The sequence below is a fragment of the Polaromonas sp. P1_G1 genome, assembly GCF_056405595.1.
On sequence record NZ_JBFUBU010000014.1, the window covers coordinates 141,419 to 159,916 of the forward strand.

19 protein-coding genes are annotated in these 18,498 nt (G+C 65.6%); 10 read left to right on the forward strand and 9 right to left on the reverse strand.

Annotated elements, in window-relative coordinates; translation table 11 throughout:
* Positions 1 to 26: 26 nt before the first annotated feature.
* The gene (locus AC1D1Y_RS09365) at positions 27 to 644 is read left to right on the forward strand and encodes a DJ-1/PfpI family protein (RefSeq protein WP_477682089.1); all 618 of its coding nucleotides are present in this window, start codon (positions 27 to 29) and stop codon (positions 642 to 644) included.
* 7 nt (positions 645 to 651) lie between these two features.
* On the opposite strand, the gene AC1D1Y_RS09370 is transcribed toward AC1D1Y_RS09365, so the two are convergent.
* Positions 652 to 2,370, reverse strand: coding sequence for a cation:proton antiporter domain-containing protein (locus AC1D1Y_RS09370; RefSeq protein ID WP_477682090.1), 1,719 nt, complete (start codon positions 2,368 to 2,370; stop codon positions 652 to 654).
* Positions 2,371 to 2,865: 495 nt separating this feature from the next.
* Between AC1D1Y_RS09370 and AC1D1Y_RS09375 the strand changes: the two genes are divergently transcribed.
* Positions 2,866 to 3,708 carry a hypothetical protein gene (locus tag AC1D1Y_RS09375; protein ID WP_477682091.1) on the forward strand — a complete coding sequence of 281 codons (843 nt, stop codon included), beginning with the start codon at positions 2,866 to 2,868 and terminating at the stop codon, positions 3,706 to 3,708.
* Positions 3,709 to 3,805: 97 nt separating this feature from the next.
* Here the strand turns inward: AC1D1Y_RS09375 and phbB are convergent, their stop codons facing one another.
* The 3 genes from phbB to phaC all read right to left on the reverse strand — a co-directional run bounded on the left by phbB (position 3,806) and on the right by phaC (position 7,656).
* Positions 3,806 to 4,543 carry an acetoacetyl-CoA reductase gene (phbB, locus tag AC1D1Y_RS09380; RefSeq protein WP_477682092.1) on the reverse strand — a complete coding sequence of 246 codons (738 nt, stop codon included), beginning with the start codon at positions 4,541 to 4,543 and terminating at the stop codon, positions 3,806 to 3,808.
* A 122-nt stretch (positions 4,544 to 4,665) separates the two neighbouring features.
* Entirely contained in the window at positions 4,666 to 5,844 is a 1,179-nt protein-coding gene (locus AC1D1Y_RS09385) for an acetyl-CoA C-acetyltransferase (protein WP_436154087.1), read from the reverse strand.
* Between the two features lie 69 nt (positions 5,845 to 5,913).
* Positions 5,914 to 7,656 (reverse strand): class I poly(R)-hydroxyalkanoic acid synthase, encoded by a 1,743-nt coding sequence (gene phaC, locus AC1D1Y_RS09390; RefSeq protein WP_477682093.1) that lies wholly within the window; start codon positions 7,654 to 7,656, stop codon positions 5,914 to 5,916.
* A gap of 106 nt (positions 7,657 to 7,762) precedes the next feature.
* On the opposite strand from phaC, the gene AC1D1Y_RS09395 reads away from it, so the two are divergent.
* The gene (locus tag AC1D1Y_RS09395) at positions 7,763 to 8,050 is read left to right on the forward strand and encodes a hypothetical protein (protein ID WP_477682094.1); all 288 of its coding nucleotides are present in this window, start codon (positions 7,763 to 7,765) and stop codon (positions 8,048 to 8,050) included.
* A gap of 3 nt (positions 8,051 to 8,053) precedes the next feature.
* Here AC1D1Y_RS09395 and AC1D1Y_RS09400 read toward each other — a convergent pair whose 3' ends face one another.
* The gene (locus AC1D1Y_RS09400; protein ID WP_477682124.1) at positions 8,054 to 8,962 is read right to left on the reverse strand and encodes a LysR family transcriptional regulator; all 909 of its coding nucleotides are present in this window, start codon (positions 8,960 to 8,962) and stop codon (positions 8,054 to 8,056) included.
* Between the two features lie 119 nt (positions 8,963 to 9,081).
* Between AC1D1Y_RS09400 and AC1D1Y_RS09405 the strand changes: the two genes are divergently transcribed.
* From AC1D1Y_RS09405 to AC1D1Y_RS09425, 5 genes are read left to right on the forward strand one after another with little or no spacing between them, the layout of a single operon-like run.
* Positions 9,082 to 9,957, forward strand: a complete 876-nt coding sequence (locus AC1D1Y_RS09405; protein WP_477682095.1) for an amidohydrolase family protein — start codon at positions 9,082 to 9,084, stop codon at positions 9,955 to 9,957.
* Positions 9,954 to 10,787, forward strand: coding sequence for an SDR family NAD(P)-dependent oxidoreductase (locus tag AC1D1Y_RS09410; RefSeq protein WP_477682096.1), 834 nt, complete (start codon positions 9,954 to 9,956; stop codon positions 10,785 to 10,787). Before AC1D1Y_RS09405 ends, AC1D1Y_RS09410 begins: the two co-directional genes overlap by 4 nt.
* A 43-nt stretch (positions 10,788 to 10,830) precedes the next feature.
* Positions 10,831 to 11,817, forward strand: coding sequence for a Bug family tripartite tricarboxylate transporter substrate binding protein (locus AC1D1Y_RS09415; RefSeq protein ID WP_477682097.1), 987 nt, complete (start codon positions 10,831 to 10,833; stop codon positions 11,815 to 11,817).
* Positions 11,818 to 11,831: 14 nt separating this feature from the next.
* Positions 11,832 to 12,353, forward strand: a complete 522-nt coding sequence (locus tag AC1D1Y_RS09420; RefSeq protein WP_477682125.1) for a carboxymuconolactone decarboxylase family protein — start codon at positions 11,832 to 11,834, stop codon at positions 12,351 to 12,353.
* A gap of 1 nt (position 12,354) precedes the next feature.
* Positions 12,355 to 12,975: a hypothetical protein gene (locus tag AC1D1Y_RS09425; RefSeq protein WP_477682098.1), complete on the forward strand. Its 621-nt coding sequence runs from the start codon at positions 12,355 to 12,357 to the stop codon at positions 12,973 to 12,975.
* A 6-nt stretch (positions 12,976 to 12,981) separates the two neighbouring features.
* On the opposite strand, the gene pgeF is transcribed toward AC1D1Y_RS09425, so the two are convergent.
* Together pgeF and maiA are read right to left on the reverse strand one after the other, a co-directional pair.
* Positions 12,982 to 13,761, reverse strand: a complete 780-nt coding sequence (gene pgeF / locus AC1D1Y_RS09430; protein ID WP_477682099.1) for a peptidoglycan editing factor PgeF — start codon at positions 13,759 to 13,761, stop codon at positions 12,982 to 12,984.
* A gap of 7 nt (positions 13,762 to 13,768) precedes the next feature.
* Entirely contained in the window at positions 13,769 to 14,407 is a 639-nt protein-coding gene (gene maiA / locus AC1D1Y_RS09435) for a maleylacetoacetate isomerase (RefSeq protein WP_477682100.1), read from the reverse strand.
* 126 nt (positions 14,408 to 14,533) lie between these two features.
* Here maiA and AC1D1Y_RS09440 point away from each other — a divergent pair, with 126 nt between their 5' ends.
* A complete protein-coding gene (locus AC1D1Y_RS09440) occupies positions 14,534 to 15,568 on the forward strand; it encodes an NADP-dependent oxidoreductase (protein ID WP_477682101.1) in 1,035 nt (344 codons plus the stop codon).
* 26 nt (positions 15,569 to 15,594) lie between these two features.
* On the opposite strand, the gene AC1D1Y_RS09445 is transcribed toward AC1D1Y_RS09440, so the two are convergent.
* Both AC1D1Y_RS09445 and AC1D1Y_RS09450 read right to left on the reverse strand, forming a co-directional pair.
* A complete protein-coding gene (locus tag AC1D1Y_RS09445) occupies positions 15,595 to 16,083 on the reverse strand; it encodes an Lcl C-terminal domain-containing protein (protein ID WP_477682102.1) in 489 nt (162 codons plus the stop codon).
* Between the two features lie 141 nt (positions 16,084 to 16,224).
* The gene (locus AC1D1Y_RS09450; RefSeq protein WP_477682103.1) at positions 16,225 to 17,169 is read right to left on the reverse strand and encodes a LysR substrate-binding domain-containing protein; all 945 of its coding nucleotides are present in this window, start codon (positions 17,167 to 17,169) and stop codon (positions 16,225 to 16,227) included.
* Positions 17,170 to 17,293: 124 nt separating this feature from the next.
* On the opposite strand from AC1D1Y_RS09450, the gene AC1D1Y_RS09455 reads away from it, so the two are divergent.
* Positions 17,294 to 18,496, forward strand: a complete 1,203-nt coding sequence (locus tag AC1D1Y_RS09455) for an MFS transporter (protein ID WP_477682104.1) — start codon at positions 17,294 to 17,296, stop codon at positions 18,494 to 18,496.
* The last annotated feature ends 2 nt before the right edge of the window (positions 18,497 to 18,498 follow it).

Sequence of the window (18,498 nt, forward strand, 5' to 3'; positions counted from 1 at the left end):
AAACCCACCACAAAGAATCCTCCACCATGCACATCGCCATCCTCACCTTTGAAGGCTTCAACGAACTCGACTCGCTGATCGCGCTCGGCATCCTCAACCGGGTCAAGCGCCCAGGCTGGCGGGTGTCCATCGCCAGCCCGGCCGCGCGCGTCCGGTCCATGAACGGCGTGGTGCTTGAAGCGCAAGCCTCGCTTGCCGAGGCCGGCACCGCCGACGCGGTCATCGTCGGCAGCGGCATGCGCACGCGCGAAGTGGTCTCCGATGCGGCCCTAATGGCGCAATTGCGGCTGGATCCCTCACGCCAGCTGCTGGGCGCGCAGTGCTCGGGCACGCTGGTGCTGGCAAAACTAGGCTTGATCAATGGCGTGCCTGCATGCACCGACCTGACGACCAAACCCTGGGTCGAGGAAGCCGGTGTCGAGGTGCTGAACCAGCCCTTTGTGGCCAGGGGCAATGTCGCCACGGCGGGCGGCTGCCTGGCGTCGCAGTACCTGGCCGCCTGGGTGATTGCCCGCCTGGCGGGCCTGGAGGAAGCGCGCAGCGCGATGCACTACGTCGCACCCGTGGGAGAAAAAGAAGACTACGTTGCGCGCGCGATGAAAAACATCACGCCTTTCATGGACACGGCGCTGGCCACGGCCTGAGGCAGCGCTAGGGGCTTGCGCCTGGTGTTGTGGCCGATGCGGCCGCGCCGGAGCGCTCCAGCACATGGCGGGTCATGGACTGCGCGAGTTCATGCTCACCGAGGAAAATCTTGCCGGCCTTCTCGCTGGCTAGCAGCCGCGCTTCGGCCTCGTTGTGGGTGCGCACCACGATTTCAATGGCCGGGTTGAGCGCCCGCGCCGTCGCCACCATCTGCCGCACATCCAGCGTGTCGGGCGTGGCAATCACCAGCATGCGCGCCTGCGCGATGTGCGCCTGCACCAGCACCTCGGCCTCCACCGCGTCGCCTGACACGGCGGCCATGCCCTGTGCCCGCAGCCGCTCCACCGCTTCGCGGTTCTGCTCGGCCACCACAAAAGCGATGTGATTTTCCTTGAGCGCCTCGGCGATGCGACGCCCGACCCGCCCGTAGCCCACCAGCACCACGTGGTGCGACAAATATTTTTCGTCGGTGGTGGCCGGCAGTTCGGCGGTCGGGTCGTCACGCGCTTCGAGCTTGCGCGCCAGCGGCGACTTGGCGAGTATCCAGTGCTGCAGCGGCTCCACCGCCTTGAACACCAGCTGGTTGAGCGCGATCGAGATCAGGGCGCCGGCCAGCACCAGGCTTTGCCCCTCGGGCGGCAACAGGCCCAGCGAAGCGCCCAGGCCGACCAGGATGAAGGAGAACTCGCCGATCTGCGCCAGGCTGGCCGAGACCGTGAGCGCGGTGTTGAGCGGATAGCGGAAGGCCATGACCAGCACGCCCGCCGCGAGCGTCTTGCCCACGATGATGATGCCGACCACGGCCAGCACCTGCAGCGGCCGCTCCAGCAGCACCCAGGGGTCGAACAGCATGCCCACCGACACGAAGAACAGCACGGCGAAAGCGTCGCGCAGGGGCAGCGATTCTTCGGCGGCACGGTGGCTGAACTCGGATTCCCGCATCACCATGCCGGCGAAGAAAGCGCCCAGCGCGAAAGACACACCGAACAGCGCCGTGGCGCCGAAGGCGATGCTCACGGCGGCGGCCACCACGCACAGCGTGAACAGCTCGCGCGAACCGGTGCGCTGCACCTGCCACAGAACCCAGGGGAAGAAGCGCCGCCCCACCACCAGCATCAGCGCCACAAAACCGCCCACCTGCAGCAGCGTGATGCCCAGCGTTTTCCACAGCGCGTTGACGTCGGCATCGACTTTGCCCGACAGCCAGCCGCCCAGTGGCGGCAGCAGCACCAGCACCAGGACCATGGCCAGGTCTTCGACGACCAGCCAGCCCACGGCGATACGCCCGTTGACCGAATCGAGGATGCCGCGGCTCTCGAGCGCGCGCAGCAGCACCACGGTGCTGGCCACCGAAAGCGACAGGCCGAACACCAGCGCGCCGCCGAGGTTCCAGCCCCACCAGTGCGCGAGGCCCATGCCCAGCGCGGTGGCCACCGTCATCTGCACGACGGCGCCGGGCACCGCGATCTTGCGCACCGCCAGCAGGTCGTCGAGCGAGAAATGCAGGCCCACGCCGAACATCAGCAGCATCACGCCGATTTCGGCGAGCTGGCTGGCGATCTCCGCGTCGGCAACGAAGCCGGGCGTGAAGGGCCCGATGATCACGCCCGCCAGCAGGTAGCCCACCAGCGCGGGCAAACGAAGCCGCACCGCGAGAAAACCAAACACAAGGGCCAGGCCCAGGCCGGCGGCGATGGTGCTGATCAGGGAGACGCTATGGGGCATGCGAGAGGGATTCCTTCTGGAAAGCGGTTAAGAACCTGTTCACGGTCTAAACGGGGCCGCGCAAGCACCTTCTCGGGATGGGATGCAAGGCGCTGTGCGACGCCCATAGTGCAACTATGGGCTAGCGCCGCAACGCCGCAGACCGCCCGAGAAGGCGCTTGCCCTCCGGGTTGGAGTGAAATCGGGCGATTGAGCCACCCGAGCCCTTGCATGGGCATTAGCCCATGCGGCGTGCCCGGTCGGCCCACTCATCCCGATTTCACTTCAACGCGACCCCGTTTAGACCGTGAACAGGTTCTAAGGCCTGCGACGCAACCGGGCAGGCGGGCTGTCCCCGTAGAACACGTGCAATTAATTTACTACAGATGCGCGGCCGGGCATCCACCAAAACCCCCACGCCCTTGCAGGACGTTTGCCATGGAGAGGGCCAAACGAACCCTCGCCATCGAGGGTAAACCAGGGGGCCGGCGGCATGGCGCTGCCTACAATTGCCGCATGCCGACTTCACCGCCCTCCATCACGCGAAACCGGCTGATAGGTTACTGGTGGGCGCCGTTGATGCTGATTGCGGTAGTGCTGGCGGTGGCCGCCTACCTGCATCCCTACCAGCCGCTGGCACTCTCGGACATTTCGCCCCAGGTGGTCGCCACGGCCGCCGTGCTGGACCCGTCGTTCGGCAAACCCGTCGCACGCTCATTCAAGTACGCCACCCGGCGCAGCTATTCCTCGCCGGCCGGACTGGTGGAAGTTGAAATCCGCGTGACGCTGCAACCCATGGGCAATGGCCTGGTCATGCGCCAGGACGACTGGTATGACCTGGGAGGCCGCAGCGTGATCTACCAGGAGCGCTACGTCCTCTTTCGCAACCTGTTTTCGGTGCACACGCGCAGCCGCGAAGTCGCGCCGCTGGTGCATGACCTGCTGGGGCGGGTCGGCTGGTACAACGACTCCGTGGAATCCCTTGGCAGCACGCTTGAAGGCGGGACGCCCGACTCCGCCGCATGGAAGCTGGACCTGGTGATGGACCGCTTATCCGACACAGACGGCAAGAGCCTGACGCTGCAGACCACGCGCTACCAGCGCCGCCAGCATTGCGAGCGCTCGGGCCAGCTGGACGGCGCGAGCATTGGCGCCGGCTTCAGCGGCGCCTATCCAAAGATCAGTTGCCGCAGCCATACCAGCGAGCAGTCCGCCGATCGCCGCTCGGAGTACGTGTGGCTGCCGGAGCACGGCATCTTCCTGTCGCTGGGATTCCAGCAAGCGGCGGAGACGCCGGAAAAGCCCGACACCGCGCTTGAGGTCAAGGGACGCTATGTTTCTTTCGGAGCCCTGCCCTGACTTTTCCGCGTAACCCCCAGGCGCGGCGGTCGTCGGGCCATAAAAAAACCCGCCGAAGCGGGTTTTTCAACAAGCGCGGCAAGCGCGCCAGCGGGACTCAGCCCATGTGCAGGCCGCCGTTGAGCGAGAAGTCGGCGCCGGTGGCATAGCCGCCTTCTTCGGATGCGATCCACGCAATGATGGAGGCGATCTCTTCGGGCTGGCCCAGGCGCTTGGCCGGAACGCCCGCCACGATTTTTTCCAGTACGTCAGGGCGGATGGCCTTGACCATGTCGGTGCCGATGTAGCCGGGACTCACCGTGTTGACGGTCACGCCCTTGGCCGCGACTTCCTGTGCCAGCGCCATGGTGAAGCCGTGCAGGCCGGCCTTGGCGGTGGAGTAGTTCACCTGGCCGAACTGACCCTTCTGGCCGTTGACCGAGGAGATGTTGACGATGCGGCCGAAGCCCGCTTCGATCATGCCCTCGATGACCTGCTTGGTCACATTGAACATGCTGTTGAGGTTGGTGGAAATCACCGCATCCCAGTCGGCCTTGCTCATCTTGCGGAACTGGCCGTCGCGCGTGATGCCGGCGTTGTTGACCAGCACGGCCACCGGGCCGTGTTCGGCCTTGACCTTGTCGAAGGCCGCGACGGTGGAATCCCAGTCGCCGACATTGCCCACCGAGGCGTAAAAAGTGTGGCCCAGCGCTTTTTGCTCGTCAAGCCACTTGGTATAGTCGCGCGTGGGGCCGCAGCCCGCGATCACCGTGAACCCGTCTTTCGCCAGGCGCTGGCAGATGGCGGTTCCAATGCCGCCCATGCCGCCCGTGACGTACGCTACTTTTTTTGCCATTGCGATCTCCTTGAATGATTTTGTGAATTCTCTGAATACCGTAGAACTGTTTCACTGCGTTCCCTGAACGCTATCGCTTCGTATGCACGATGTGTGCCTGTTGGAACATTGTTACCGCAAGCTTAGCGTTCCAGTGTGAGGGCAACCCCCATGCCACCGCCTATGCACAGGCTGGCGATGCCCTTTTTAGCGTCGCGGCGCGCCATCTCGTGCAGCAGCGTCACCAGGATGCGGCAGCCGGAGGCGCCGATCGGATGGCCGATGGCGATGGCGCCGCCGTTGACGTTGACCTTGCTGGTGTCCCAGCCCATTTCCTTGTTGACCGCGCAGGCCTGGGCCGCGAAGGCCTCGTTGATCTCGAGCAGGTCCAGGTCCTGGGCTTTCCAGCCCGCGCGCTGCAGCGCCTTGGTCGAGGCCGGCACCGGGCCCATGCCCATGTAGGCCGGGTCCAGGCCGGTGGTGGCGTAGCTGGCGATGCGTGCCAGCGGCTTCAGGCCCAGCGCCGCGGCTTTTTTGGCCGTCATGACCATCACGGCGGCGGCGCCGTCGTTCAGGCCCGAGGCATTGCCGGCCGTCACGCCGCCGGCTTTGTCAAAGGCCGGACGCAGGCCGGCCAGGCCTTCGGCACTGGTCTTGCGGTTGATGAACTCGTCGGCGGCAAACACCACCGGGTCGCCCTTCTTCTGCGGGATGGTGATGGGGATGATTTCATCCTTGAACTTGCCGGCGTCCTGCGCGGCCGCGGCCTTGGTCTGGCTGGCCAGGGCCAGCGCGTCCTGCGCCGCTCGGTCTATGCCGTATTTCTTGGCGACGTTCTCGGCGGTGATGCCCATGTGGTACTGGTTGTAGACGTCCCACAGGCCGTCGACGATCATGGAGTCGACCATCTTCCAGTCGCCCATGCGCTGGCCGTCGCGCGAGCCGTTGAGCACGTGCGGCGCGGCGCTCATGTTTTCCTGGCCGCCGGCGATCACGATTTCGCTGTCGCCCGTGGCCACGGCCTGGGCCGCCAGCATCACCGACTTGAGGCCGGAGCCGCAGACCGCGTTGATGGTCAGGCCCGGGATGCCGTTGGGAAAGCCGGCCTTGATGACGGACTGGCGCGCGGGGTTCTGGCCGACACCGGCCGTCAGCACCTGGCCCAGGATGACTTCACCGATCTGGTCGGCGCTGAGGCCGGAACGCTCCAGCACGCCCTTGATGACGGCCGCGCCGAATTCGGTCGCGGGAATCTTGGCCAGCGAGCCGCCGAATTTACCCACGGCGGTGCGGCCGGCTGCAACGATAACGATGTCTTCCATGATGTGTTCCCTTATGAAGTTTCGGAGATGGTTTTTAAAAGATGATGACAGGGCTGCGCGCGCGGTGCCTCAGGCCCTGGCCTTGACGTAGCGGCCCGGCGCGGGCTCTATGACCTGGTGCTTGCGGCTGCCGTAGGCCTTGGGCGCGGCGACCTGCTTGCCGGCATGGCCCTTGAGCCAGTCCGACCAGTCCGTCCACCAGCTGCCGGGGTGCTCGGTCGCGCCCTTGAGCCATTCGGCCTGGGTGGCGGGGTATTTGCCCTGTGGCAGTTTTTCGCGCGTCCAGTAGCTGCGTTTTTTCTTGGCCGGCGGGTTGATCACGCCGGCGATGTGGCCCGAAGCCCCCATCACAAAACGCTTGGGGCCCGGCAAGTGCTGGGTGGAGGCATAGGCGCCGCCAACCGGCACGATGTGGTCTTCGCGCGAGCCGTAGAGGTAGACCGGGATGTCGACCTTGCGCAGGTCGATCTTCTGCCCGCAGACCACGGCCTTGCCGGGCTTGACGAGGTTGTTCTCGAAATAGGTGTTGCGCAGGTACCAGGCGTAAAAAGGCCCGGGCAGGTTGGTGGAGTCGCTGTTCCAGTAAAGCAGGTCGAAAGGCGGAGGCGTTTCGCCCTTGAGGTAGTTGCCCACCACGTAGTTCCAGACCAGGTCGTTGGGCCGCAGGAAGCTGAAGGTGGACGCCAGGTCCTGGCCCTTGAGCAGACCGCCCTGCCCCATCTCGGCCTCGCGGTACTTGACCGAGGTCTCGTCGATGAAAATGTCCAGGATGCCGGTGTCGCTGAAGTCGAGGAAGGACGTGAGCAAAGTGGCGCTGGCCACCGGCTTCTTGCCGCGCGCGGCCAGCACCGACAGCGCCGTGCCCAGGATGGTGCCGCCGACGCAAAAGCCCAGGGCGTTCAGCGTCTTGGCGCCGGTGATCTCCTGCACCACCTCTATGGCCTTGATGGCGGCGTGCTCGATGTAGTCGTCCCAGGTCTTGCCGGCCATGGACTCGTCGGGGTTGCGCCAGCTGACCACAAAGGTGCGATGGCCCTGGCTGACGGCATAACGAATCAGCGAATTCTCAGGCTGCAAATCAAGAATGTAAAACTTGTTGATGCAGGGCGGGATCAGCAGGAAGGGCTTTTCGTAAACCTTGGGCGTGAGCGGCTTGTATTCGAGCAGCTGAAAGAATTCGTTTTCAAACACCACCGCGCCTTCGGTGGTGGCGACGTTCTTGCCGACCTCGAACACACGTTCGTCGGTCATGGAGACGTGGCCCTGCTTCATGTCGTGCAGCAGGTTGGTGATGCCCTGGGCGATGCTTTCGCCCTGGCTCTGGATGGCTTTTTGCTGGGCCTCGGCATTGAGCGCCAGGAAATTGCTGGGTGCAGTGGCCGCCATCCATTGCTCGACGGCAAAGCGCACGCGCGCGCGCGTCTTGGCGTCGGCCTGCACAGCGTCGGCCAATTCCATCAGGGTGCGCGCGTTCAGCAGGTAGGTGGAAGCGGAGAATTTCGAGACCGGGTTGGCCTTCCAGGCCTCATTGGAAAAGCGCCGGTCGGAGGCCACCAGGGTGTCGGCGCCGTCCTGCAGGCCCTGGTTCCACAGGGCCGAAGCATCCGCGATATAGCGTTGCTGCAGTTCCTGGAGCTTGGTTGGGTCGAACTGCAGTAGGGGCTGGCCTTGGTCGCCGTTCGCGCCGTTGGGGAAGCCAAAGCCCGGCGGCATGCCGCCGTTTGCCATCGCGCCCATGGCCTGTTGCAGGCCCGCGGCAAAGGTCTCTTGCATCTGACGGGCCGCCTGGGCCCGGTTTGCGTCAGAATTCATCTGTCTCCCCGATCATGTTGAGTCTCGGTGACTCTTTTGAGCACACCATCAGTATCGTAGGATTTGCTTTAAAAATTACTGACCGCACGCAGAGTTTCAAGTATTTATGTATTTGGTTGTCATCGCCTGGATTTACGTGGTGCTCATGATGAGCGTTGCCGAAGCTACCAACAGCAACGGCACGGTCCTCGGGGCGGTGTTTACCTTTGTACTCTATGGACTGGGCCCTGTGGCATTGGTGGTTTACCTGATGGGCGCGCCCGCGCGCAGCAAGGCGCTCAAAAAGCGCGCGGCACAGGAACTCCTGCAGCAAACTGCAGATGCGGAGGCCGCCCGCGAGAAAAACGCGGAAGTCCCCGCGCCCGCCGTGGAAGAAGCCCCCAAAACCCCCTGAGCTTCAGGGCTTGCGCAGTTTGGCCGCTTCGCCGTAATGCTGCAGACACAATTGCCGCGTCAGTTGCACCAAAAAGCGGCTCACGCGCGTGGCCGGCCGCGCCTTGGGCACGGCAATGCACAAACGGTTGCGGATTTGCGGTGCATGGATGGCCGCCATAAAGGGCGGCGCGGCATGTGTCCATTCACGCACCGCACTGGCCGGCAGCACCGTGGCCGCCACGCCGCGCGCCACCAGTGACAACACGGTCTTGATCGAATCGACCTCGGCCACCACCTTGAGCCGGTAGCCCCGCGGCTTGACCTCGCTCTCGAGCAACTGGCGCAGGGAATTGGGTTTGCTCGGCAGCACCAGGGGCAGCGCCGCGACATCGGCCAGGCGTATGCGCGTGGGCAAGGGCGTTGAGGCCATCAGCACCAGTGATTCACGTGCCACCGTCTCGATGTCCAGCAGCGGCGAGGCCGGCGGGTCGAAGAGCACGGCCACGTCCAGCCGGCCCGCTACCAGCCCCTCGCGCAGGCGGATGCTCAAGCCCTCTTCCACGCTGATGGCCGCGTCCGGAAATTCGGCCCGGAAGCGCTCCACCAGGTCGGCCGTCATGGCATGCGCGACGCGGGGCGGCAAGCCCAGGGTGATGCGCCCGCTGGGCACCAGTTGCCGATCGCGCATGTCGGCGCGGGCCCGTTCCGCCAGGTCAAAAATGCCGCGCGCGTGCTGCAGCAGGGCCAGCCCCGCCGCAGTGGGCTCGGCGCCGCGGCCGGTGCGGGTCAACAGGCGATGGCCGGTTTCCTGTTCCAGCGTGGCGATCTGCTGGCTCAGCGCCGGCTGCGACATCACCAGCGCGGCGGCGGCCTTGCTGAAACTGCCGGCTTCAGCGACGGCCACGAAATATTCAAGACGGCGCAGGTCGATGGCGGGCTCCTAAAAAATGCGGTCCAGCTATTCTAGGAGTCATTGCTATTTCCGATAGCTGATATCCAAAAATAGGTGCACCGATTACGACTTCCCGCCGCCAGAATACGGGCAGCACCATGAACGTAGAACCCCTCCTCACCTACCTGCCCGAGCCCTCGCAGCCGGCCTTCCGCCCGCCGCCGGGCGCTTGCGACAGCCATGTCCACGTCTTCGGGCCGGCCGCGCGTTTTCCCTTCGCGGCCACACGCAACTTCACGCCAGTCGATGCATCGCGTGACACGCTGTTCAGCCTGCACCGCAAGCTGGGCATTTCGCGCTGCGTCATCGTGCAGTCGGCCGTGCACGGCTTTGACAACTCGGTGGTGGAAGACGCGATTTCCGCCGGCGGCGGCCGCTACCTCGGCGTGGCGCTGGCGCCGCATAACGTCCCCGACGCGGAACTGCGGCGCCTGATGGCTGCCGGGTTTCGCGGCGTGCGCTTCAACTTCATGAAGCACCTGGGCCAGGGCGCCACGGTGCAACAAGCAGTGGCCCTCACGCACCGCCTGGCGCCGCTGGGCATGCATTTGCAGGTGCACTTCGACAGCAGCCTGATCCACGACCTGGCTCCGGTGCTCAAGGCCTCGACCGTACCGGTGGTGATAGACCACATGGGCCGCGTCGACGCGCGCCTGGGCGAGGGCCATGCCGATTTCCGAGCGCTTTGTCGCCTCATGGAAGACCCGCTGTTCTACGTCAAGGTCAGCGGCGCGGACCGCATCGATGCGAACCCGCCGCATAGCTATGCCCACGGCGTCGCGCTAGCGCGCCGGCTGGTCGAAGCCTTCCCCGATCGCTGCCTCTGGGGCACGGACTGGCCGCACCCCAACCACACGCACGTGCCTGACGACGGCGTGCTGGTCGACCTGCTGCCTGCCATCGCCCCCACACCCGAACTGCAAGACCTGCTGCTGGTACGTAACCCGCAGCGCCTTTACCAATTCCCCGCATGAACACTGCCGTCCTGAACACCCACCCGCCCGCCGCCGGCCGCCTTGCCGGCAAAGTGGCCTTCGTCACCGGCGCCGGATCGGTAGGCCCGGGCTGGGGCAACGGCCGCGCGATCGCCGTGCGCTTTGCCCAGGAAGGCGCGCGCGTCTTCGCGGTGGACCGCGACATTGAGCGCATGCAAGAGACCGTGCGCCTGGTGCGGGAAGCCGGCGGCGAGATCAATACCGCGCAATGCGACGTGACACAGTCCGCGTCCATCGCGGACGTGGTGGCGGCTTGCGTCGCCCGCTTCGGCCGCATCGACATCCTCGTGAACAACGTGGGCGGCTCGGCGGCCGGCGGGCCTGTGGAGATGGCCGAGGAAACCTGGGACGCGCAGATAGACCACAACCTCAAAAGCGTGTTCCTGACCTGCAAGCATGTGCTGCCGCTGATGGAAACGCAGGCGGCGGGCGCCATCGTCAACATCGCCTCGACCTCGGGCCTGCGCTGGACGGGCTCGGCCCAGGTCGCCTATGCATCCACCAAGGCCGGCGTGATGCAGTTCTCGCGCGTGGTGGCGGTGCAGTACGCCAAAACCGGCGTACGTGTGAACACCGTCGTTCCCGGCCAGCTCTACACACCGATGGTCGACGTGCGCCTGGCCAAACAGCGCACCGGGGGCGACGTCACCGCGCTGCTGCAGCAGCGCCAGTCGCGCATCCCCCTGCCCTTTATGGGCGACGGCCGCGACACGGCCAACGCCGCGCTGTTCCTGGCGTCCGACGAAGCGCGCTTCATCACCGGCGCCGAGATCGTGGTGGATGGCGGGATGTCGGTGCGCTGCGATTGAGAAATTTGGACATTCAGATTCACGGAGACACAAGGAAAACACCATGAGACAAAAAAGCATTCTTCGCAGGCGAGCAGCCCTGCTGCTGGGCGCCGCCGTTCTGGCCCTGGGTTTTGCAGCGCAGCCCGCCCACGCGCAGGCCAAGATCACTCGCCTCGTGGTGGCCTTTCCGCCCGGCGGGCCGGTGGACTTTGTCGCGCGCACCATTGGTGAGCAGCTCGGCAAGGAACTGGGCTCGCAGGTGATCATTGAAAACCGGGCCGGCGCCAACGGCGCGATCGCGGCCGAATATGTGGCGCGCGCCGTGCCCGACGGCAGCACGCTGTGGCTGACCAGCGTGGGCGCGGTGGCCATCAACCCGCCGCTGTATGAAAAGCTGCCCTACGACCCGGTGCGCGACCTCGCGCCGGTTTCACTGGTGGTGAACAACGTGGAACTGCTGGTGGTAGGCGCCGGCAACCCGGCCAACAACGGCGCCGAATTCATCGCCAACGCCAGGCTGCGCAAGGACGGCGCGACCATGGCCTCGTCGGGCACCGGCAGCGTGCCGCACCTGGCGATGGAACTGCTGGCGGATTCCACCAAAGCGCCGTTGGTGCATGTACCCTACAAGGGAGCGGCGCCGGCGATCACCGACGTCATCGCCGGCCACGTCGACGGCTTTTTCGGCGACATTCCGGGCCTGGTCGGCTTTATCAAGGCCGGCAAGCTCAAGCCCATAGGCATCGCCTCGAACCGGCGCCACCCGCTGCTGCCCGAGGTCAAGACTTTCCAGGAAATGGGCATGGCCGGCGTGGACTCGGACAACTGGTATGCGCTGTTTGCCGGCAAGGCGACGCCGGCTGCCGACATCGCAAGGCTGAACCAGGCGGTCCGGCGCACATTGGCCAACGAGGCCGTGCGCGCCAAGCTGCTGGCGTCGGGCGCGGAGCCCGCCGCCTCCAGCCCGGCGGAGCTGGCCCTGCTGCTCAAAAATGACACGGCCAAATGGGGCAAGGTCATACGCGCCAAGAAGATCAAACCCGAATGAAGGCCAAAGCCAACATGCGTATCACACCCGTCACCCCCGGCACCCGGCCGGAACTGGCCGCCATCGAAGCCGGCATCATGGCCGAACGCGGCCGCGTGTCGCTGCTTTACCAGGTACTGCTCAACAGCCCACCGCTGGCGCAGGGCTGGGAGCAGTTGCTGACCGCCGTGCGCAACCGCAGCACGGTGCCGGCCCTGCTGCGTGAAATGATCATCCTGCGGGTGGCGGTGCTGAACCGCGCGCCCTATGAATTCGAGGCCCACGTGCCGCACGCGCTGGCGGCCGGCATGCCGTCGGAAAAAATCGAGGCGCTGCGCGACCCCGGGGCAGGCAATCAAACCGCCATGTTCTCGGCGCTGGAGCGCCACGTCATCGCGCTGACCGATGCGATGACCTGCGACATTGAAGTGCCCGACAGCGTCTTCGATCCGCTCAAGCGTTTCTTCAACGAGCAGCAACGCGTGGACCTGGTGGCCACCGTGGCCTCTTACAACATGGTGTCGCGCTTTCTGGTGGCGCTCAGGATTGGGCATTGAAGTGAGCGAAGCTACGCACCCCACTGACGCCCTGCTGGTGCAGGCGAACGCATCGGCCAGCCAGGCGGGCGACTTTGCAGCCTTGCTGGAGCAGTTGCGTATCAGCGTGGGGCAGGCGGCCAAACCGGCGCGCGCGGCCCTCAACAAAGCTCAGGGGATTTTTTACGCCTATGTGTTCCTGGACCAGCGCACCCACTTGGGCCGCCCTGCCGCGGAAATGCTCGAGTCCGACCTCCGAAAACGCTGGCCAGGTCTGCGGGATCTCAGGATCTCCCGGCTGGAACGCGTGTTCGACACGCCCGGCGCCTCGGCAGGCGCGATACCGGTGTTTCACTACGTCGTGGAGATGGACCCCGAGGCGGGGTGGATGCCCGAGCTGTCCGACTGGTATGACTCCGAGCACATGCCAGGCCTGGCCAAAGTCAGCGGCTGCATACGCGCCAGCCGCTTCCTGAACCATGACCACGGCCCGCTGTCGCTGGCCTGCTACGACCTGGTGAGCGAAGAGACCCTGGGTTCACCGCCCTGGCTGGCCGTGCGCGGCACCGAATGGAGCAGCCGCATGCGGCCGCGCTTTACCAATACCCGGCGCAACATGTTTGAGGTCTTGCCCGGAGGCTGACCAGGTTCAGCCACGCCAGACGCAGGCTGCCATGCGCCCGGTCGTGCCAAAGCCGTTGCCGGTGGGGCCGGCGTCGCGCCTGTGCGAGAAAAACCGCGAGGGATTCAGCACCGTGCACCAGGCATCGCTGCCGTCGTTGCCATGGATGTCGGTGATGCCCAGCGCCTGCAGCCGCAGCCGCGCCAGGCCCGGCAGGTCGGCCAGGTATTTGCCCGCGCCGGTGGGCACAAACTGGCGAGCGGCTTCAGGCTGGGTGGATTCGAACGCGGCTTTGACTTCCGCGCCGACCTCGAAGGCCGAGGGCCCTATGCAGGGGCCCAGCCAGGCGAGGATGCGTGCATCGGTCTTCATCGCGGCATGCACCGACTCAAGAACACCTTTTCCGTCTTTGTCGCCTGCCAGCCCGCGCCAACCCGCATGCGCGGCGGCCACCATCGCGCCGTCTTCAGTAGCGAACAGAACCGGCAGGCAATCGGCCACCATGATGGTGCAAGCCACGCCCGCCTCACGGGTCACGCAGGCATCGGCCTGCAGGCCGTCCTCCGTGCCGGCGTCCAGCGCGAGCACCTCGCTGCCGTGCACCTGCTGCAGGAACACCACGTGGCCGCCCAAAGCCTGGCGCAGCAAGGCACGGTTGGCCGCGACCTTGGCCGGCAGGTCGCCGACATGGTCGCCCAGGTTCATGCTGTCAAAAGGCGCGGCCGAGAGGCCGCCGGCCCGGGTGGTGAAGACCGCGCGCACGCCGGCGGGCGCGGGCCAGTCGGGAATCAGCCAATCCGCATGCACAAGGCGCTCAGGCTTCGTTGTCGGGGCAGGCTGAAGGCTGGGCCTTCTGGAAGGCAGGCAACGCCATGCAGGCGTCAAACGCGGCCATGGTGCGCGGCAAGCCGTCAAAGCTCACGTTGAATCGTTTGGCGTTGAAGATCTGCGGCACCAGGCAGCAGTCGGCCAGCGTGGGCGTGTCGCCGTAGCAATACGTCGATGCCGGCAACTGGGCCAGTTGGCGTTCAAAGGCCTCCAGCCCTTCGCGGCACCAGTGGACGTACCAGGCGTTTTTGGCGGCTTCGTCGAGCTTGAGTTCCTTGACCAGGTACTTGAGAACACGAAGATTGTTGATGGGGTGAATTTCGCAGGCAATGGACTGGGCCAGCGCGCGCACCTTGGCTCGGCCCAGCGCGTCGGCGGGCAACAGGGCCGGTGTGGGGTGTTTTTCATCGAGGTATTCGATGATGGCCATGGACTGCGACAGTTTCTCGCCATCGACTTCCAGCAGCGGCACCAGGGTGTCGGCGGCCAGGGCGGCGTAAGGCGGCTGCTTGTGCTCGCCTTTGGCGATGTGCACGGGAATGTAGTCGTAGCTCAGGCCCTTGAGTTCCATCGCGATACGTACACGAAACGAGGAAGAAGAGCGGAAATAGTTGTGGAGTTTCATCTCTAAAGCATAAACCGAAACCGTCGCGGCCCGCTGCGCGAATCGCCTGCGCGACTGACGCAAGGCCATGCCGCCACTACCATTGCCGCGACACCCTTCTCAACGGATTCAGCGGAGACATCTACCATGAGCGCCATCACCAGCCTGAGCAACCACCAGATACGCCTGGCCAGCCGCCCCGTCGGCCTGCCCACCCGCGACAACTGGAGCTTCACCACCGAGCCGGTCGCCGAGCCCGGCCCGGGCGGTGTGCTCGTCAAGACCCTGTACCTGTCGCTGGACCCGGCCATGCGCGGCTGGATGAACGACGCCAAGAGCTACATCCCGCCGGTGGAAATCGGCGCCGTGATGCGCGCCGGCGGCGTGGGCAAGGTGATCGCCTCGCAGAACCCGGCCTTTGCCGTGGGCGACTATGTGAACGCCGCGCTCGACGTGCAGGAGTACTGCTTGATCCCGGCCGACCAGGTCAAACGCAGCGGCATGTTCAAGATAGACCCGCGCCTGGGCCTGACCTCCTGGCTCAATGTGCTGGGCCTGCCCGGCATGACCGGTTACTTCGGCCTGCTGGAAGTCGGCCTGCCCAATGCGGGCGAAACCGTGGTGGTGTCGGGCGCGGCCGGTGCGGTGGGCCAGACGGTGGGCCAGATCGCCAAGCTCAAGGGCTGCCGCGTGGTCGGCATCGCCGGCGGCAAGGCCAAGTGCGACTGGGTAGTCAAGGAACTGGGCTTTGACGCCTGCATCGACTACAAGAACGGCGACGTGCGCGCCGGGCTCAAGGAACACTGCCCCAAAGGCATAGACATTTACTTCGACAACGTGGGCGGCGAAATCCTCGACATGGTGCTGGCGCGCCTGGCGCGCGGGGCCCGCATCATCATCTGCGGCGCGATCAGCCAGTACAACAACACCACACCCGTCAAGGGCCCGGCCAACTACCTGTCGCTGCTGGTGAACCGCGCCCGCATGGAAGGCATCGTGGTGTTCGACTACGCCGACCGCTACCACGTCGGCGTGGCCGAGATGGCCGGCTACCTCAAGGCCGGGACCATGAAGAGCAAGGAAGACATCGTCGTCGGCCTGGACACTTTTCCGGAGACGCTGCTCAAGCTCTTCAACGGCGAGAACTTCGGCAAGCTGGTGCTGCAGGTGGCGGCGGACTGAGGGCCTTTCTTCTTTCTCGTTCTTTCCTACTTGCCGCCGCGCACCAGGCGCACCGCGGCGGCCGTGGCGCGCGGGGCTTCACCGGCGCTGCCGTCGCTGAAACCCACAAACGTGAAATAGCCCGGGCCGGTGCTGCTGGATGTCCAGAAACGGGCGACCGGCGTGGCGGGAAAGGCGTTGGGGTCTATCGCCGCCTTGTCGACGTCAGCTTCCCGTGCAGAAACGATGCTGGACAGTTCTTTGAGGATGGGCAGTCGCCATTCGGCCCCCGGCGCGGAAGCCGCCTTGGCGCGCGTGGCCGCATCGGGCTGGCTCAGGAAAGCTGCCTGCCCGGTGCAGGTCTTGCCCTTGAAGACCATGCCTTCGGCACAGCGGCGCCAGATCAGGCCGGTGCGGCTGTCGGTGACCTCCTGGCCGTCGGCGGAAGGCGTGAAACGCTCCTGCGCAAAGCCGGAGCCGGCCAGCGACAGCAGCAACAGGGCAAAACCCAGGATGCGAACAGGAATGCGGTGCATAGACATCCTCCATGGCCGGAGCGGCCCTTGTAGTCTTACGATTTGTTACCAATGCTAGGCAAGTTATGCCGCGGCAACCATAGGGAAGCTATCTAGTGGCAAGTACTGATGGGGTATTCCTGCAAGCCGCCCCAGGGACCGTCAGGGCAGGTAATCCGGGCCAACGCCGCCGGCATCGAGCACTTCCTGCGTAACCTGTTCCACCAGGAAATCCAGCAGCACGCGCACACGCGCCGGCAGGCGGCCGCCCCGGCCTACAAACACCGCGTGGATGGGCTCTCGCTCACCCGGATTGAGGTCCTCTGCCACCGTCACCAGACGGCCCGCGTCCAGGTCGCGGCGGATGTGAAACATGGACATGCGGGCCAGTCCCGCACCCGCCAGCACCAGGTGGCGCAGCGCCTCACCGTCGCTGGCGCGCGCATAGCCGGTGATCGGCAGTTGCTGGATCTGGCCGTCCACGCGCACCGGCCAGTAATGCATATTGCGTTTGAAGGTGTGGGCCAGGCGCTGGTGCGACTCCAGCTCTTGCAGCGTGCGCGGCGTGCCGTGGCGCGCCAGGTAGGCTGGGCTGCCGACGATGAGCTGCGCCGTGTCGCCGAGGTGCCGAGCCACCAGTTGCGACGACGCCAGCGCCCCCCAGCGTATCGCCACGTCGGTGCGTTCGTCCAGCAGGTCGACCACGCGATCGGTCAGCGTGATGTCCAGCGAGATGTCGGGATAGCGCTCGTGGAAGGCCGGCACCAGCGGCAGCAGCAGGCGGTGCGCGGTCGGCATGCTGGCGTTGATGCTGACGCGCCCGCGCGGCATGGCGCCGGCGGCCGCGCCGCGCTCGGCTTCGTCCATGTCGGCCAGCACGCGCGTGCTTTGTTCGTAAAACGTCGTGCCTTCGGGTGTGAGCTGCAGCTTGCGGGTGGAGCGGTTGACCAGCCGCGTGCCGAGCCGCGCTTCCAGCCGGGTCACCAGCTTGCTGACGGCCGAAGGCGTCATGCACAGCTGGCGCGCCGCGGCCGAAAAACCGCCTTTGTCCACCACCTGGACAAAAGCTTCCATCTCGCCGGAGCGGTTGACGTCTATGCGGGGCATGGTGGGTATTCTGGCGCGGTTTATTGTGAATTCAATTCACAAATCATTGTCTCCAGGACATTCTAGTCAAGATGCCGCTTCGTCTTCACACTAGCCGCATCCTCTTTTTTCACAGGCGACTTTCATGGATGCGCGCAAATCAACCACTTCACTTCCTCTAGGCCTGCTGGCTCTCACCGTCGGCTCCTTCGGCATAGGCACGACCGAGTTCGTCATCATGGGCCTGCTGATACAGGTCTCCGCCGACCTCGGCGTCAGCATCGCTTCGGCCGGGCTGCTGATTTCCGGCTACGCGCTGGGCGTGGCGGTGGGCGCGCCGGCGCTGACGCTGGCCACACGCAAGCTGCCGCGCAAAACCGTGCTGCTGGCGCTGATGGCCATCTTCACGCTGGGCAACCTGGCCTGCGCGCTGGCGCCTGACTACGGCAGCCTGATGGCGGCGCGCGTGATCACCTCGCTGGCGCACGGCACCTTCTTCGGCGTGGGCTCCATCGTCGCCACCGGCCTGGTCGCGCCCGAGCGCAAGGCTTCGGCGATTGCCATCATGTTCAGCGGACTGTCGCTGGCCACCCTGCTCGGTGTACCGGCCGGCGCCTGGCTGGGCCTGCACTACGGCTGGCGCTCCACCTTCTGGGTGGTGGCGCTGATCGGCCTGCTGGCTTTTCTGGTGCTGGCCGTCTTCGTGCCGCGCAGCGCGGCGGAAAACGGCAACGGCTCCATCCGGCAGGAACTGGCCGGGCTGGCCCGCCCGCAAGTGATGCTGGGCCTCTTGATGACGGTGTTCGGTTTTGCCGGCGTGTTCGCGATCTTCACCTACATCCAGCCCATACTGACCCAGCTCACCGGCTTCAGCGAGGCCGCGGTGTCGCCCATCCTGCTGGTGTTCGGCGGCGGCATCTTCATCGGCAACCTGCTGGGCGGGCGCCTGGCCGACCGCGGCCTCAGGATGTCCCTGCTGGTCACCCTGGGCGCGACGGCGCTGGTGCTGGGTGCGATGGGTTTTGTGCTGCATTCGCCGGTGGCCGCGGTGCTCTTCGTCGGCTTGCTGGGTGTGGCCTCTTTTGCGACGGTGGCGCCGCTGCAAATGCGCGTGCTGCAGCAAGCGCACGGCGCGGGCCAGAACCTGGCGGCCAGCCTCAACATAGGCGCTTTCAACGTGGGCAATGCGCTGGGCGCCTGGCTGGGCGGCCTGGTCGTGAGCAGCTCCTTCGGCCTGGGCGGACTGAGCTGGCTGGCAGCATCGATCACCGTCGCGGGCATTGCCATCACGCTGTACAGCCTGTCACGCGACAAGGCCAGGCTGCCTGTCAACACCGTCACCTGCTGAGC